General features: G+C 31.5%; 18 protein-coding genes. 11 read left to right on the forward strand and 7 right to left on the reverse strand.

From position 1 onward, the window contains the following. Window positions 1-49 precede the first annotated feature (49 nt). The 5 genes from DFQ06_RS12685 to DFQ06_RS12705 all read right to left on the reverse strand — a co-directional run bounded on the left by DFQ06_RS12685 (window position 50) and on the right by DFQ06_RS12705 (window position 2,858). Window positions 50-721 (reverse strand): Crp/Fnr family transcriptional regulator, encoded by a 672-nt coding sequence (locus DFQ06_RS12685; RefSeq protein ID WP_042504760.1) that lies wholly within the window; start codon window positions 719-721, stop codon window positions 50-52. A 120-nt stretch (window positions 722-841) separates the two neighbouring features. Further along, window positions 842-1,273, reverse strand: a complete 432-nt coding sequence (locus DFQ06_RS12690; protein ID WP_042495484.1) for a DUF5606 family protein — start codon at window positions 1,271-1,273, stop codon at window positions 842-844. A gap of 54 nt (window positions 1,274-1,327) precedes the next feature. Next, a complete protein-coding gene (gene def, locus DFQ06_RS12695) occupies window positions 1,328-1,918 on the reverse strand; it encodes a peptide deformylase (RefSeq protein ID WP_042504762.1) in 591 nt (196 codons plus the stop codon). Window positions 1,919-2,037: 119 nt separating this feature from the next. Further along, window positions 2,038-2,448, reverse strand: coding sequence for a Holliday junction resolvase RuvX (gene ruvX / locus DFQ06_RS12700; protein WP_042495487.1), 411 nt, complete (start codon window positions 2,446-2,448; stop codon window positions 2,038-2,040). Window positions 2,449-2,558: 110 nt separating this feature from the next. Then, a complete protein-coding gene (locus tag DFQ06_RS12705; protein WP_074937608.1) occupies window positions 2,559-2,858 on the reverse strand; it encodes a hypothetical protein in 300 nt (99 codons plus the stop codon). A 330-nt stretch (window positions 2,859-3,188) separates the two neighbouring features. On the opposite strand from DFQ06_RS12705, the gene DFQ06_RS12710 reads away from it, so the two are divergent. After that, window positions 3,189-4,004, forward strand: a complete 816-nt coding sequence (locus DFQ06_RS12710) for a 2,3,4,5-tetrahydropyridine-2,6-dicarboxylate N-succinyltransferase (protein WP_133968061.1) — start codon at window positions 3,189-3,191, stop codon at window positions 4,002-4,004. A gap of 63 nt (window positions 4,005-4,067) precedes the next feature. Beyond that, entirely contained in the window at window positions 4,068-5,180 is a 1,113-nt protein-coding gene (locus tag DFQ06_RS12715) for a glycosyltransferase family 4 protein (protein WP_074937611.1), read from the forward strand. A 15-nt stretch (window positions 5,181-5,195) separates the two neighbouring features. Here DFQ06_RS12715 and DFQ06_RS12720 read toward each other — a convergent pair whose 3' ends face one another. Further along, on the reverse strand, window positions 5,196-6,275 hold the full coding sequence (locus DFQ06_RS12720) for a glycosyltransferase family 4 protein (protein WP_133968063.1): 1,080 nt from the start codon (window positions 6,273-6,275) through the stop codon (window positions 5,196-5,198). A 142-nt stretch (window positions 6,276-6,417) separates the two neighbouring features. Here DFQ06_RS12720 and DFQ06_RS12725 point away from each other — a divergent pair, with 142 nt between their 5' ends. Together DFQ06_RS12725 and DFQ06_RS12730 are read left to right on the forward strand one after the other, a co-directional pair. Next, window positions 6,418-7,503, forward strand: coding sequence for a glycosyltransferase (locus tag DFQ06_RS12725; RefSeq protein WP_042504767.1), 1,086 nt, complete (start codon window positions 6,418-6,420; stop codon window positions 7,501-7,503). 11 nt (window positions 7,504-7,514) lie between these two features. Beyond that, window positions 7,515-8,273 (forward strand): glycosyltransferase family 2 protein, encoded by a 759-nt coding sequence (locus tag DFQ06_RS12730; RefSeq protein WP_235833539.1) that lies wholly within the window; start codon window positions 7,515-7,517, stop codon window positions 8,271-8,273. On the opposite strand, the gene DFQ06_RS12735 is transcribed toward DFQ06_RS12730, so the two are convergent. Continuing rightward, window positions 8,270-9,031, reverse strand: a complete 762-nt coding sequence (locus tag DFQ06_RS12735) for a lipopolysaccharide kinase InaA family protein (protein WP_133968065.1) — start codon at window positions 9,029-9,031, stop codon at window positions 8,270-8,272. The two genes, DFQ06_RS12730 and DFQ06_RS12735, sit on opposite strands and share 4 nt — an antisense overlap. Window positions 9,032-9,095: 64 nt before the next feature. Here DFQ06_RS12735 and DFQ06_RS12740 point away from each other — a divergent pair, with 64 nt between their 5' ends. The 7 genes from DFQ06_RS12740 to DFQ06_RS12770 all read left to right on the forward strand — a co-directional run bounded on the left by DFQ06_RS12740 (window position 9,096) and on the right by DFQ06_RS12770 (window position 16,075). Further along, the gene (locus DFQ06_RS12740; protein ID WP_074937621.1) at window positions 9,096-9,656 is read left to right on the forward strand and encodes an L-threonylcarbamoyladenylate synthase; all 561 of its coding nucleotides are present in this window, start codon (window positions 9,096-9,098) and stop codon (window positions 9,654-9,656) included. Between the two features lie 227 nt (window positions 9,657-9,883). After that, complete coding sequence (locus DFQ06_RS12745; protein ID WP_133968317.1) at window positions 9,884-11,299, forward strand: CCA tRNA nucleotidyltransferase; 1,416 nt, start codon at window positions 9,884-9,886, stop codon at window positions 11,297-11,299. Window positions 11,300-11,312: 13 nt separating this feature from the next. Next, complete coding sequence (locus DFQ06_RS12750; protein ID WP_133968067.1) at window positions 11,313-12,329, forward strand: COX15/CtaA family protein; 1,017 nt, start codon at window positions 11,313-11,315, stop codon at window positions 12,327-12,329. A gap of 38 nt (window positions 12,330-12,367) precedes the next feature. Continuing rightward, window positions 12,368-12,880, forward strand: coding sequence for an IS1096 element passenger TnpR family protein (locus DFQ06_RS12755; RefSeq protein WP_042504769.1), 513 nt, complete (start codon window positions 12,368-12,370; stop codon window positions 12,878-12,880). 762 nt (window positions 12,881-13,642) lie between these two features. Next, complete coding sequence (locus tag DFQ06_RS12760; protein WP_074937628.1) at window positions 13,643-15,115, forward strand: potassium/proton antiporter; 1,473 nt, start codon at window positions 13,643-13,645, stop codon at window positions 15,113-15,115. Then, window positions 15,116-15,496, forward strand: coding sequence for a hypothetical protein (locus DFQ06_RS12765; RefSeq protein WP_133968069.1), 381 nt, complete (start codon window positions 15,116-15,118; stop codon window positions 15,494-15,496). Window positions 15,497-15,607: 111 nt separating this feature from the next. Beyond that, window positions 15,608-16,075, forward strand: coding sequence for a hypothetical protein (locus tag DFQ06_RS12770; protein WP_133968071.1), 468 nt, complete (start codon window positions 15,608-15,610; stop codon window positions 16,073-16,075). Window positions 16,076-16,260: the final 185 nt, after the last annotated feature.

The following is a 16,260-nucleotide window of genomic DNA, read 5'->3' on the forward strand; positions in this document are numbered from 1 at the left end:
ACTCCAAAGGTATTTCACTAAAACATTATAAAATGTTAGCCAACTAACATTAAGCACTTTTTTTATAAATTCTTATCTCTTTTCTTTTAAATTCAAGTACGTTTTCATCTCTTAATTCATTTAAAAGCACATTTAAAGTTGGTCTAGAGGTACCAATTAACGAGGCGATATCTTTTTGTGTGTATGGATGGTTTACTACCCGATCTCCTGTTTGGTCACAATCGTAACCATAATCGGTGCATAATTCATGTAGAAATTCTAGAAGACGGGTTTTGGCATCTTTAAAAAGTAATAATTGCAAACGACGTTCCAATTTTTTCAATTTAAAACCTATTACTTTATAGACTTTAAAACTAAAAGTTTGATTGTCTCGCATTAAATTGTGCATAGTATCTACCCCAACAGGGCAAATGCTTGTTGCGTTATCTACAGATTGAGCAAACTCTTCTCGGGTATCATCGCCTAATATGGCCGTTTCTCCAAACAGTTCTCCTTTGGTTAAAATAGCTTTTACAACTTCTACTCCATCTTCATTATAGTATCCTATTTTAACTTTGCCTTTTTCTATTAAATAGACTTTATTGGCAAAATCTTGCTCGAAATAAATATAATCCTGCTTTTTATAAGCATCGAAAGTATGATCTTTTTTATAATTTTTAAACTTATGCGGACAAAGGACTTTAAAAAGATTTACGTCGTCGAAAAACCAAAGTGAGTTCATATTTAAAAGAAATTAATTTACTCATTAATAGACGCAAAAAGGCTGTAATACTTACATAACTGCAAAAAAAAAGCTCCCATAATATGGAAGCTTTCATGTATATTTTAAATAAACTAGTATTTATTCTTCTTCGTCTGCAGCTTTACTTTCTGCAATTTCAGCTTCTAAATTATCTAGTAAATTATTTTTTACTAATAAATTATACCATTGTAACACCTTTTTAATATCACTAGCATAAACACGATCTTCATCGTAATCTGGTAAAATTTCAAAAAAGTACTCTTCTAATTTATCCTTACCATCTTTAGGTTTAACAGAACTTTCTTGACCATTTTCTTTATTTTTAATGTTTAAAAACACTTGTTTTAACGGTACTTCTTCTGTTAAAGTATAAATAGCAATTTCGCTTAAAACGCTAACATTTTGACGCACATTTACAGTAATACGTTTTTTATCGATTAACGATTCTGCTATAAAACCACCTCTGGTTTGCGTTACTAAATTATACAAACCTGGTTTTCCAGATATTGATAGAACTTTATCTAAACTCATAAATTATTTTTTGAAAGTCGCAAATATCAAATGTTTATTGATGTCTTGCAAATATTATCTCTTCTTTTTTTGATCAGGAAAGCGCATTCTGTAATCTACTTTTATCTTGCCTTTAGAAATGTTTGAAAGTCGTCCTTTTATTAAACGCTTTTTTAGGCTAGATAGTTTATCTGTAAATAAAACACCTTCGATATGGTCGTATTCATGCTGAATTACTCTTGCCACTAAACCATCGAATGTTTCGGTGTGTGCCTTAAAGTTTTCATCTAAATACTCAATAGTAATAACAGGTTTTCTAAATACATCTTCACGAACATCCGGAATACTTAAGCAACCTTCGTTAAAAGCCCACTCTTCTCCTTCTTCTTTAGTGATTTTTGGATTTATAAAAACACGTTTAAAACCTTCTAAACTTTTTTGTTCCTCTTCTGTTAATTCTTCATCATCAGCAAAAGGTGTCGTATCTACTAAAAACATACGAATTGGTAAACCTATTTGAGGCGCAGCAAGACCAACACCATAGGCGTTGTACATGGTTTCGAACATGTTATCCACCAAGGCATCTAGTTTTGGATAATCTTCAGTAATATCGGTCGCTTTTCTTTTTAAAACGGGATCGCCGTATGCTACAATAGGTAAAATCATTCTATGTTTTTTGTTAGTAAATGCAAAAGTACAATTCTATAAATTTACTACGAACTTTTTACTTAGAAAAAACAGATTTTAATCTATTAAGTAAAGTCCGGAAAATAATATTGTAATACTTATTTAGAATACAAATAACTCTGTAAAATAAGTGTGGCACTAATTTCGTCTACCAAAGCTTTATTTTTTCTTTGATTCTTTTTCAAACCACTATCAATCATAGTTTGGAATGCCATTTTAGATGTAAAACGCTCATCAACACGTTTTACAGGTATATTAGGAAACTGTTTTTCAAGCTTACTTAAAAATTTTGCAATAAAAACTTCACTTTCAGATGCTGTGTTGTCCATTTGTTTAGGCTCGCCTACCAAAAACAACTCTACCTGCTCTTTAGACGTGTAGGTTTTTAAAAAACTAAAAATCTCTTTAGTATTTACTGTAGTAAGCCCAGAGGCAATAATTTGTAACTCATCGGTAATTGCAATTCCCGTGCGCTTGGTGCCATAATCTATTGCTAAAATGCGTGCCATAAATAAGTTTTGTGCAAAAATAGTTTATTAATACTATTGAAAACTGTTTAAAAACAAAAAAGGCTATCTTTTCAGATAACCTTAATAATATAACTCTTTTATTTTTTTAATTATGCTTTTACTCTTTTTTCGATAGTAGGAAACAATAAACCGATGTTGCTAATGTTTCTTTCCCTATTTAAGTAACTTCTAATATCACTTGTAGTACGCGCTAAAATAGCTTCAAATTCTACTGTATCAATTAATGTATTATCTTCATCAACAGTATCAACCGTAACTTGTTTCTCAGTATCTTCAACAGAAACAATTTCACTAGTTTTTACAGCTACATTCTCGCTGTCTACGCTTTGTGCGTTTCCAACAGAAACTGTAAGAAGTAAAATTAATAGTATGATAAAGTTTGTTTTCATGTTTGATGTGATACTTTGTTGGTACAAATATACAGAGCAACAACATGTTGAAAACAATATATTAGTTGTAACCACACAGATTTTCGTTTACTAGAAAATCGGAGTGATTTCAACGTTTAACTGTTGAAATGATCATTTTAAACGACTAAAAACAGATATGAAAAATATTTTACCGACAAAAAGCCTTAAAGAAAGACAAACAGCGCTTTCAAGTGTGTGCATGTGGTGTGTTTTAACCCAAATTTAACGGCTAAAACCCCAATATTATATTTTAATAGTTACCATATTTTAGTTGATACCTATTATATTTGCGAAAAATAAAACACAAAAATGACACAATTACAAGAGATCATAGAAAAAGCTTGGGAGAACAGAGACCTTTTAAATGAAGAAGCAACTACAACAGCCATTAGAAAAGTTGTTGATTTATTAGATGCAGGTGAATTGCGCGTTGCTGAACCTATTGAAGGTGGATGGCAAGTTAACGAATGGGTTAAGAAAGCCGTAGTTTTATATTTCCCAATTCAAAAAATGGAAACCATAGAATGTGGTCCATTAGAATTTCATGATAAAATTCCATTAAAAACAGGTTATGCTGCAAAAGGCATTCGTGTAGTACCTCATGCTGTTGCTAGACATGGTGCTTATATTTCTGCGGGAACTATTTTAATGCCAAGTTATGTAAACATTGGTGCTTATGTAGATGAAGGAACCATGGTAGATACTTGGGCAACCGTTGGTAGTTGTGCTCAAATTGGTAAAAACGTTCACCTTTCTGGTGGTGTTGGTATTGGTGGTGTTTTAGAGCCATTACAAGCTGCTCCGGTAATTATAGAAGATAATGCTTTTATTGGTAGCCGTTGTATTGTTGTTGAAGGTGTACGTGTTGAAACAGAAGCTGTTTTAGGTGCTGGTGTAACACTAACTATGAGTACAAAAATTATTGATGTTACGGGTGATGAACCTGTTGAATATAAAGGTGTTGTTCCTGCACGCTCGGTAGTAATACCTGGTAGTTATGCTAAAGAATTCCCTGCTGGAACTTACAATGTACCATGTGCAATTATTATTGGTAAACGTAAAGAAAGTACAAACAAAAAAACATCGCTTAACGATGCTTTAAGAGAGCATAATGTAGCGGTTTAAATAAAATATATCTATACCAGACCTAACCTTGTGTCAAAAAATAACATTTAAATATTATTGAATATGAAAATAGGATATGATTCTAAAAGAGCTTTTCACAATAGGTCTGGTTTAGGTAATTTTAGTAGAGATTTAATTAGTATTATTTCTTCTTATTTCCCTAAAAACCAATACGTATTATACAATCCTAAAAAAGCTAAAATCAATTTTAGCTTAAATGAAAACACAACAGAAGTTTTACCAAGTTCTATTTTCTGGAAAATATTCTCATCCATTTGGAGACAAAAAGGAATATTAAATCAAATTAAAAATGATAAAATTGAGATATACCACGGTTTAAGTGGCGAAATCCCTCAAGGCATTCATAAAATGAATATTAAAACAATTGTAACTATACATGATTTAATATTTATGAGATTTCCTAAACTATACTCCCCAATAGACAGAAGAATCTACTTCAAAAAATTTAAATATGCTGCTGATAAAGCAGATGTAGTTATTGCTATTTCCGAAGAAACAAAAAAGGACATTGTGCATTTTTTAAATATTGATCCTGAAAAAGTTTCTGTTATCTATCAAGGATGCAACAAAGCTTTTAAGCAAGTTTATCCTTCTGAAGCATTAGAACAAACAAGAACTAAGTTTAATATTCCGAAGGCGTTTGTTTTAAACGTAGGTACTATTCAAAAAAGGAAAAATTTACTTAATTTAATAAAAGCTATTGAAACGTTAGACATCGACTTAGTGGTAGTAGGTAATGATAAAAGGAAATACACTAACACAGTTAAAGAATACATAAATAGCAAGAACTTAAATCATAGAGTTCACTTTCTTAAAAATGTTAGTACAGAAGAACTTGCACACATATACCAATTAGCAAATATTTTTGTTTACCCAAGTATTTTCGAAGGTTTTGGCATCCCTATAATAGAAGCTTTATACTCTAAAACACCCGTAATTACAAGTAAAGGGAGTTGTTTTCCTGAAGCTGGAGGACCAGATAGTATTTATATTGATCCTGAAAATGTTAGTGAATTAAGATCTGAAATAGAAAACTTACTTAATTCGGAACAAAAGCAACTGCTTATGGTTTCGAAGGGCTTAGAATATGCCCAGAAATTTGAAGATAAACATATTGCTGAGCAACATGTAGCAATCTACAACGCTCTTATTTAATTACATTTTGCTTACTTACAATACAGAATTATAAACCTTAATTGTCTCTTCTGCAACTTTATCCCAAGTAAACCCTTTAGCGTACTCTTTTGCTAATTTCACTTTATCTTTCTCAATATTTCCTAAATCAACTATGCCTCTAGCTATTTCTTCTGGGTTATGAGGGTCTACTAGAAGTGCATACCCATTTGCTACCTCTGGTGCTGCACCAATATTACCTGTTAAAACAGGTAAACCATAAGCCATAGCTTCAATTATAGGAATTCCAAACCCCTCATAATACGTTGGGAACAAAAATGCTTTTGCATTTTTATACAGCACACTTAAAGTCTCATCTGAAATATAACTTGTAAAAACAACATCGTTTTCAAGATCATGCTCCTTCAAAAACACCTTTATTATTTCCATCTCACTTTCAACAATTTTCCCTGCAAAAACCAACTTAGTCGTTTTACGCTCTCCTGATAACGCAAACCCTTTTATAAGATTGAAACTATTTTTTCTTTTTGAAACTCCGCCTACACTTAAAAAGTAATTTTCTTTACCTATGGAGAATGAATTTAATATATCATTTTCATTATCCAATTTAGTTTCTAAAGGTTTAAAAACAGGAGCTAGATGCACTACATGAATTTTTTCTTCTGGGTAATCGAACATTTTTAAATAATCGTCTTTAGTAGCCTGGCTAACAGCGATTATTGCATCTGCATTTTTAGCAAAGTCCTGAAATAATTTATAACGTTTTTCTTGAAAATATTTTGAAGCAAAATTAAACTCTGCAAATTCAGGAAGATGCACAGCTAAATCATGAATTGTAGCTATTTTTTTTGTGCCTCTAAGTTTTAAAAATGGTGTATGTAAACTATGAGAAATTGCTGGTTTAAATGTCCTAGAAAACAATATAGAACCAACATACCAAAAATGAGTTTTCTTTAAAACTTCTGGCTTAAACTTGTTTATTTTTTTTAGGTTGAAAGCTAATTCAACTTCAATATTATGCTTGTTTTTTAAAGCTTTTTGAATACTAATTATATAATGAGGAATCCCTGTAAAACCTTTTGTGCTTAATGTTGAGCCTTCAATAATAATTTTCATAAAACCTTTTTTCAGAATACTTATAATTACAAATATATAATTGCTAAGCTATTTAACGTAAAAAAAAAGTACATTTGTGATATAAGGGGCCAAACTCCTTTTAAGACCTATTCTAAAAACCAATTACACCTTTCAAAACTACATGAAAACAATTTGCTTCTTTAATACAACCAAGGCTTGGGGAGGTGGTGAAAAATGGCATTTAGAAACTTGTAAATACATGCACGATAAAGGTCATAATGTCTTCTTTATTACCAATAAAAACAGTCAACTTTATCACAAATTACAAGAGTCTAGTATAAAGCATGTAGGCTTATCAATAACAAATCAAAGTTTCCTTAATCCTTTTGCTATAAACGAAGTGAAAAATATTCTTAAGGAAAACAATATTGATGTTATAATTATCAATTTATCTAGAGATTTAAAAATTGCCGCTCTTGCCGCAAAAAAAGCCGGTTTAGACCGCGTAATTTATAGGCGAGGTAGCGCAATACCTATAAAAAACAAATTTCTAAATAGATATTATTTTAAAAATTTAGTAACCGATATTTTAGCTAATTCACAAGCTACAAAAGAGACTGTATTAGTAAACAATTCCAATTTATTTCCAAGAGAAAAGATTGAAGTTATTTATAATGGTTTGGATATAGAGGCGTTTATACAGAAAGCATATACCCCTATATACAAAAAAGCTGAAGGTGAATTTGTTTTAACTAATTTGGGTCGATTAGAAAATCAGAAAAATCAAAAATTCTTATTACATCTAGCCAAAGAGTTAAAATCTAGAAACCTTAATTTTAAACTTATTATTGGAGGAGAAGGATCTTTAAAAAATGAATTACAAAAACTATCAGACGAACTTAACATCAATGATGTTGTTTTATTTCCTGGTTTTATAGAAAACCCGAAGGACTTAATGTATTCTGGAGACCTATTTGTGTTATCCTCTTTTTGGGAAGGTTTCGGGTATGTTTTAGCCGAAGCTTCTTTATGCAGAAAACCAATTATCGCCTTTGATATCAGTAGTAATCCCGAAGTTGTAAAAGATAACGAAACTGGTTTTTTAACACCTTTAAATGATGTAAAATTATTTGCTGATAAAGTTGATTTTTTAAGTAACAACAAAGAAAAAACGAAAAGCATGGGAGAGGCAGGTTTTAATTTTGCTTCAACCACTTTTAACAGTAAAATTACTCTAGCTAAAATTGAAGAATATCTACTAAAATAACATACTTTAATTTGAAAAAATCAAACAACATATCAGCTTTGATGATTGTCTTTAATGAATCGAAACACATCGAAGACGCTATCAACAACATTGATTTTGCCGATGAAATTATTGTTATAGACTCTTTTAGTACCGATGGTACTTTCGAAAAACTTCAAAAATTAAAGCATGTTAAAGTCATTCAGCGTGAATTTAAAAATTTTGCAGACCAAAGAAATTTCGCAATAAGCCAAGCTACTAAAGATTGGATTCTTTTTATTGATGCAGACGAGCGCATAACAGAAAAACTAAAACAGGAACTAAATTCCGAAATTAATACCTCAAATGATATTATCGCTTATATGTTTAAGCGCAAATACTTTTTTAAGCAAAAGAGAATACGTTTTTGTGGCTTTCAAACAGATACAACATATCGCCTATTCAAAAAAGGATTTTTTAAATACGACGAAACAAAAATTGTTCACGAAATGCCCATAATAGATGGCAAAAGTAAAATTTTAAAAAATGATATGTTACACTATTGCTTTGATAGTGCAGCGCATTATAAATCTAAAATGGAACATTACGCAAGCTTGAAAGCGTTAGAACTTTTTAAAAAAGGAAAAAAGCCTAACGCATTCCATTTTTACATCCGTCCACTATATAAGTTTCTTGTAAATTATATATTCAGGTTAGGATTTTTAGACGGCGTCGAAGGTTTGCAAATATGCTACCTAAGTGCCTATGGTGTTTATTATAGATATAAAGAATTAGAGAAGTTATCCTCCTAATTCTTCCAAAACAGCCATTTCTTTTTTAATCGTTTTTTACGATAATATTTATATTGAAAATCTTCCGTTTCTTTCCACATTAAATTAAAGATATCATCATAGTTTTCACCAGAACATTTGGCATATTCGTCACTCATAACTTCAACCATGCTTTTATGTATCGTTAACCGTGAGAAGTTTTTTATTCTAGTTTCAAAATCCAAAGTTTTAAAGTTCATTCTATTCAAATCCACTAAGTAAAAGTTATAGGTCTCACCATTTCTTTTTATTAATGTATTTCCTGGAGAATGATCTAAAAAATGAATCTCCTTTTCATGCAACTTGTAAGTAAATCTAGTAAAAGCTCTTAAAACATTATCGTAATCTGGGTAATCAAAATCTTTGGTAAGTTCTCTGTAAGTTATATCATAATCCTCTTGCTCGCTAATATAATAACTTTCACCAAAACCAAATGTGTTTTTATATTCGAAAAAAGCAATAGGCTTTGGAGTTCCAACACCCATTTTGGTTAACTTATTGGCGTACTCGAAAGACCGCTGTGCTTTACTTTTTCTAAAAAAATTATAAGCAACTCTATTTATTAAATTTGGAATTTTAAACGCTTTAATATTTAAATTTACACCATCAATATTTATAATTTTAATGATGTTTCTATTACCAACACCTCCATCATAATTATCGAAGTTATGAATCATTTCTGTCAACTTATTTTTATAAGCTTCAGTTAAATCGTTATTAAAAACTTTAATTTCCTTCATTTAAAAAAGATAGAATATATTTTCTATTGTAAATTTGCAACACTGCAAATATAAGGTTCAAAACATGAATGAAGAAATAAATAAAGCGATACAAATTTTAAAAGAAGGCGGACTTATACTCTACCCTACCGATACCGTTTGGGGAATTGGCTGCGATGCCACAAACCCCGAGGCTGTAAAAAAGGTATACCAATTAAAGCAGCGTGAAGATAGCAAAGCATTAATTTGTTTAGTGACCGATGATAGAATGCTTAAAAAGTATGTAAAAAGCATTCCCGAAGCAGCGTTAACCATTATTGATGTTGCCGATAAACCTACCACCATTATTTACGACGATGCCCAAAATTTAGCTCTGAATTTAATTGCTGAAGATGGCTCGATTGCTATTAGAATTCCAGACGACGAATTTTGCTACCAACTTAGCAGAAGATTAAATGGAGCTCTAGTATCTACTTCTGCAAATATTAGTGGCTTTCCTACACCTAAATCCTTTAAAGAAATAGCGCCAGAGGTTTTAAAAGGTGTGGACTATGTTGTAAATTTGCAACGCGAAAAAACATGTGCGAATCCGTCGTCTATTATAAAATTGAGTAACAGTGGTGTTGTTAAAATTATTCGTAAATAATTAATACCAATAAATTCATCACAAGTTTTCAAATAAGGTCTATCTCATCTAAAAAAAGAAATAATTTTTTAAGATAAAATAAGCCTTCAATAAATGGATAACACCATGTTTAAACTATTAAACATTTAGTAAAACCAAATAGCCATTTCAGTAAATTTCTAAGTAGAATATTTACAAAAACAGCATAATTATTTTTTAATAATTTGTTATTAATGGCCACACACAGTATGAATTATAAAGAAGCATTAACAAACCCAATTTTCAAAATCATCTCACAATCTGCCAAAGAATTAAATTTGGATAGTTACGTGATTGGTGGCTTTGTTCGCGATTATATTTTAGAACGTGGTAACGCCAAAGATATCGATGTGGTAGCCATTGGCGACGGTATACAATTAGCAAAACAAGTGGCGAAAAACTTGCCAAACAAACCAAAAGTACAGGTTTTTAAAACCTACGGAACGGCCATGCTTCGTTACGAGGATATTGAAATTGAATTTGTTGGAGCTCGTAAAGAATCGTACACCGAAGATAGTCGGAATCCATCTGTAGAAAATGGCACATTGCAAGACGACCAAAACCGTCGAGATTTCACAATAAATGCCCTAGCTTTAAATTTAAGCGAAACCAATTTTGGGGATTTATTAGATCCTTTTGGCGGCATTGATGATTTAAATAAAAAAATAATCCGTACGCCATTAAACCCAGACATCACTTATAGTGATGATCCTTTGCGCATGATGCGTGCCATTAGGTTCGCAACACAATTAGAATTTACTATTGAAGAAAAATCGCTTAAAGCTATTTCTGATAATTGTGATAGAATTAAAATTATAACCAAAGAACGTATTGTTACAGAATTGAATAAAATTCTAGAAAGCAAAACACCTTCTATTGGTTTTTTACTGTTAGAAAAAACAAAATTACTTCAATATATTTTACCTGAAATTACGGCTTTAAAAGGTATAGATGAAGTTGAAGGTCAACGCCATAAAGATAACTTTTATCACACTTTAGAAGTTGTAGATAATATTGCCAAAAATACCGACAATCTTTGGTTGCGCTGGGCTGCTCTATTACATGATATTGGTAAGGCCCCAACAAAACGTTTTAGTAAAAAAGCAGGTTGGACCTTTCATGCACATGAATTTGAAGGCTCCAAAATGGTGTATCATTTGTTTAAAAGACTAAAAATGCCATTGAATGAAAAAATGAAATTTGTTCAGAAAATGGTGTTTATGAGTTCGCGTCCTATTGTTTTGGCTCAAGACGTAACAGACTCTGCTGTTAGACGTTTAGTGTTTGATGCTGGCGAGTATGTAGAAGATTTAATGACGCTTTGCGAAGCCGATATTACTACTAAAAACCCTAAGAAATTTAACAAATACCATAACAATTTCAAAATTGTAAGAGAGAAAATTATTGAAGTTGAAGAGCGAGATCAGGTTAGAAACTTTCAACCTCCCGTTTCTGGTGAAGAAATTATGAAAGCTTTCAACATGAAACCATCTCGAGAAATTGGTATTATTAAAGATTTTATCAAAGAAGCCATTTTAGAAGGAGACATTCCGAACGAATTTAATGCTGCCTACCAACTCATGTTAGAAAAAGGAAAAGCATTAGGATTACAAGTTGCTGAATAAAAAATATAATAGCATGAAAAAAGATAATAAAAAAGTGATTTATTGGCTCCTAACCGGGTGCTTTTTAATATTTATCATGGTTGTTGTTGGTGGTATTACTAGGCTTACGCATTCTGGTTTATCAATTTCTAGTTATAAATTAATTTCAGGAACCATTCCGCCTATGAACGATGCTGAATGGACCGAAGCTTTCGATTTATATAAACAATATCCAGAATATCAAAAGCTAAACAATCATTTTAATCTAGAAGATTTTAAAGATATTTATTTTTGGGAATGGCTGCACCGCGTAATTGGTCGTTTTATTGGTTTAGTGTTTTTCTTACCTTTCCTGTACTTTCTAATCACAAAGCAACTCACAAAATCTACCATAAAAAAAACTGTTATCCTTTTAATCATGGGTGGCTTTCAAGGTTTTCTTGGTTGGTATATGGTAAAAAGCGGTTTGGTAGACAACCCAGATGTAAGTCATTTTAGGCTATCTGCACATTTAACAACCGCATTTTTAACTTTCGCTTATACATTTTGGGTAGCGCTCGATTTAAAATTTCCATGCAGAAAAACAGTAAATACATCTTTCAGAAATTTTATAAGGCTAGGTTTAGTTGTTTTACTTCTCCAAATTATCTATGGTGCTTTTGTTGCCGGTTTAGATGCTGGTTTTATACACAACCATTGGCCTTTAATGAACGAGGGTAAATTTATGCATGAAACCGTATATATTGAACAAAATCCGCTTTACAAAAACTTTATAGAGGGTAAAAGTGGGGTTCAGTTTGTACACCGCATGCTAGCATATCTTGTCGCTTTTCTGCTCGTATCTATTTGGTATAAAGCTAGAAAAATGGAAACCACCAAACTGCAAAATTACGCCGTAACAGGTCTTTTAATTATGGTAGGTGTTCAGTTTTTATTAGGCGTATTAACCCTTATTTTTCACGTACCTGTTTGGTTAGGTGTGGCTCACCAAGTTGGCGCATTTTTCCTTTTAAGCATCACAACATTTACTTTACATCGTTTCAGTAAATAATTATAAAAAGACTTACCTTTGCACCATATTTTTTTACAATGATTTATAGATTTAGAGTAATACTTGATAACGATACAGACGAAGATGTATTCCGCGATTTAGAAATTCGTGAAGATGATACACTCGAAGATTTACACAACATTATCACGCAATCTTTTGGGTTTGATGGTAGTGAAATGGCATCTTTTTACCGTAGTGACGACCAATGGAATCAAGGTGAAGAAATATCTTTATTTGATTTGAGTGATGATGGTTCTGCGCGTTTAATGAACGAAACTGCCATTAACGATGTTACTTTCGAAATGCAAACGAAACTGATTTACGTTTATGATTTTTTAAGCATGTGGACGTTTTATGTTGAATTAGCTGAAATTGTTGAAGAAGCTGAAGGATCAGATTACCCGAACTTAATGTTTGTACAAGGGCAAGTACCTGACGATGCCCCAGACAAAGTGTTTAAAGCTGAAAATGATGATGATTTTAATGAATTTGACGATGAATTAGATCTTGATGATTATGAAGATTTAGACTTCGATGAACATTGGAATTAATATAGTAAGCAGTAAGCAGTAAGCAGTAAGCAGTAAGCAAAACTAATAATTGCGCTATTACAAACAATTTGGTGCAAGAAAATCATCCTTTTACAAGTTCGATTACGGAATCAACGAACATACTTCTTAAAGGAGAAGTTAACTTCATTGAGCAACATAGTAATTAGATAATTAAAGTTAAATGCTCTTGGGGGAAAACATGGTTATCAATCAATATAGCATCACGTAAAACAGATTTAAAATCTCATTTCTTACCTTGCCAATTAAAGCAAGCATCCCTTTTAAGTTTTTTAACAAGAAGTAGTGCTTTTAACTTTTATGGAGAAAAAAGTAAATATTCAGAATTACTTTTAAAAAGTCCTGAAACACGTCATATACTAGCCAGTAAAAGGAGTTACATTCTTCTTGATGCAAATAGCTTAATTTATAAAGGTTCGGTACGTAAAAAAGACACCAAGAGTTTATCTAATATTTTCATTCTAATAGAAAGTTTACATAACAAAATTGATAATTTAGACCGTGTGCCTTCCGTCTAAACACAAGTCCTAGTTTTTATTCAAGTTTAATTGAACCAAAGCATACATCAATTGACATACAAATTCAATAAAATTCCGAATAAAAACTTCATATTAAAAATCAATGTAAACGGCTCATAAACAACGTATATACCTTCATGTTTTTTTATTAAAACAATTAGCCTTTTTTATTGTTTTCTTTTATAAAAAAACTAATTTTACAGCGTCTGAAATTAGACACAAAAAGATGAATTTAACCATAGAAAACATATTATTAGTTGGGTCTCTATTACTTTTTATAAGTATTGTAGTAGGTAAGACCTCTTACAAGTTTGGAGTACCAACTTTAATACTCTTTTTAACTATCGGTATGCTCGCAGGATCCGATGGTATTGGTGGCATACGTTTTAGTGACTCTAAAATGGCGCAGTTTATTGGTATCGTTTCCCTTAACTTCATCTTGTTTTCTGGTGGACTAGATACCAACTGGAAAGCGGTTAAACCTATTTTAAAAGAAGGTCTTGTTTTATCAACCATTGGAGTGTTACTTACAGCAGTTTCATTAGGGACCTTTGTTTGGTTTGTAACCGATTTTACCATTTTTGAAAGTATGTTACTTGGTTCTATTGTTTCTTCTACAGATGCAGCGGCCGTATTTTCAATTTTACGTTCAAAAAACTTAGCGTTAAAAAATAATTTAAGACCAACATTAGAGTTAGAAAGTGGAAGTAACGACCCGATGGCCTATGTGCTTACGCTTACCTTTCTAACCTTAGTTACTAGTCAAGACGAAAGCATTTGGAAGATTATTATAATGTTTCTTCAGCAAATGATTTTTGGTGGTGTGGCTGGTTTTGCCTTCGGAAAGTTGAGCAAAATAATTATCAATAAAATTAAATTAGGTTTCGAAGGGCTTTACCCTGTTTTAGTTATTGCTCTAATGTTTATAACATTTTCGGCAACAGACCTTTTTGGTGGTAACGGATTTCTTGCCATTTACATTTGTTCGGTATATTTAGGAAACCAAGATTTAATACATAAATCGACTATTTTAAAAATGTTTGATGGTATTGCATGGCTTATGCAAATTGTATTATTCCTAACCTTAGGTTTACTTGTTTTTCCTTCGCAAATTATACCTTATATGGGCATTGGTTTACTAATTTCAGTATTCTTAATTCTCGTTGCACGACCAATAAGTGTCTTTCTAAGTTTAATGTTTTTTAAAATGAAACTTAGAAGACGTTTTTACATTTCGTGGGTTGGCTTACGAGGTGCGGTTCCTATTGTGTTTGCCACTTACCCACTTTTAGCAGGTATTGATAAGGCCAATATTATTTTCAATATTGTATTCTTTATCTCTGTAACATCAATATTAATTCAAGGTACAACACTATCTATTATTGCCAAGTGGCTAAATGTAGCATTACCAGAAGAAGTTAAACCTATAGCAGAAAATGACAGGTATATTCTAAATTTACCGAAATCAGAAATGGAAGAAATAACCATAGCTCCAGGAAGTTTTGCTGTAGAAAAACGAATTATAGACTTACATTTTCCGCGATCTGCGTTTATTGTTATGATTAAGCGCAACAAAAAATTTGTGCGCCCAGGAGGCTCAACAGTCATTGAGGCCAACGATACCTTGGTGCTTTTACTAGATAATGAGGCTAGTTTAAATGAAGTGCACACCATTCTAGACCAAACTCCAATAGCTTAAATGAAAAATTGGAATAACATATTAGGTGTTTTTCTGCTGGTTTCAATATACTGTTTCGGCATATACACTCCTGCGCAAACATTACCAAGTTCTAGTTTTCAATACATAGAGCAAAGCAACGGTAGCATGCCTAAAGAAAACTTAGAAGCTAATTCTAAGTTATTGCAGCCACATACACAGCAATTCGAAAACTTATTTTCGGATGTAGCCGAGCTCTCTTTTCCGGAGTTAAAACTACCTTACAATGGCTTTTGGGCTATTATTTGCTCGAATGATATGTTGTTTAGCGCTAAGTTTAAGCAGTATCAAAATCATTTAAAAACCATTCTGATTAGGCACAGAAAGTCTGATCTTATTTTTCCTTTCCACAATTTTTGGTAATACACTTTAATAAAAATCCACCGCTTAGGTGATTAAAATTAAAGTATTGATATGCTGCGAATTAACGCTTCATACAGAAATTATATTATCAAAATTTAAAATATTATCAAAATGGAATTAGGAACAACCCTTATCGGAATTATATGCGTTGCAATTTGTGCAATGCCATTTGTATTAACTAACAGAAGCAAAAAAGCGATTGTTAAACGTCAATTAATCGTGTTAAAAGATTTAGCATCCCAACATAACAACACCATTACACAAAACGAAATTAAGAGCTTCTATGCCATTGGTATAGATGAGAGCAAAAAATCTGTTTCGTTTATCTTGAAAGAAGAAACTGAAGTTGAACAACAGTTTATAGACCTTTCTACAATTAAAAGTTGTGAGATTGTTAATATTACTAAATCGAAACACATTGATAGACTGTATTTAAAGCTTATACCTATCGATAAAACTAAAAAAGAGGTGAATTTAGAGTTTTTTAATGCTGATGTAAGTTACCAATTAGGAGAAGAATTACAATCTATTGAAAAATGGAATAAAATAATCAATAACTTATTGGAGACCAAACAGTAAAACCTTTAATAAACATGTAAGCAATAGCGGATTTGAGTTAACAATTTGAGAATATTTATCAAAATCATAAACTCGAATCCGCTATTTCTTATTTATAAGTATTACAGTACAAATAAAGTCTCAAAACAACAAATTTCCTACACAAATCTATTTACAACTAAATTTTAACACGATTAAAAACACAT

This window comes from Algibacter lectus, from assembly GCF_004368925.1.
Classification (GTDB): domain Bacteria; phylum Bacteroidota; class Bacteroidia; order Flavobacteriales; family Flavobacteriaceae; genus Algibacter; species Algibacter lectus.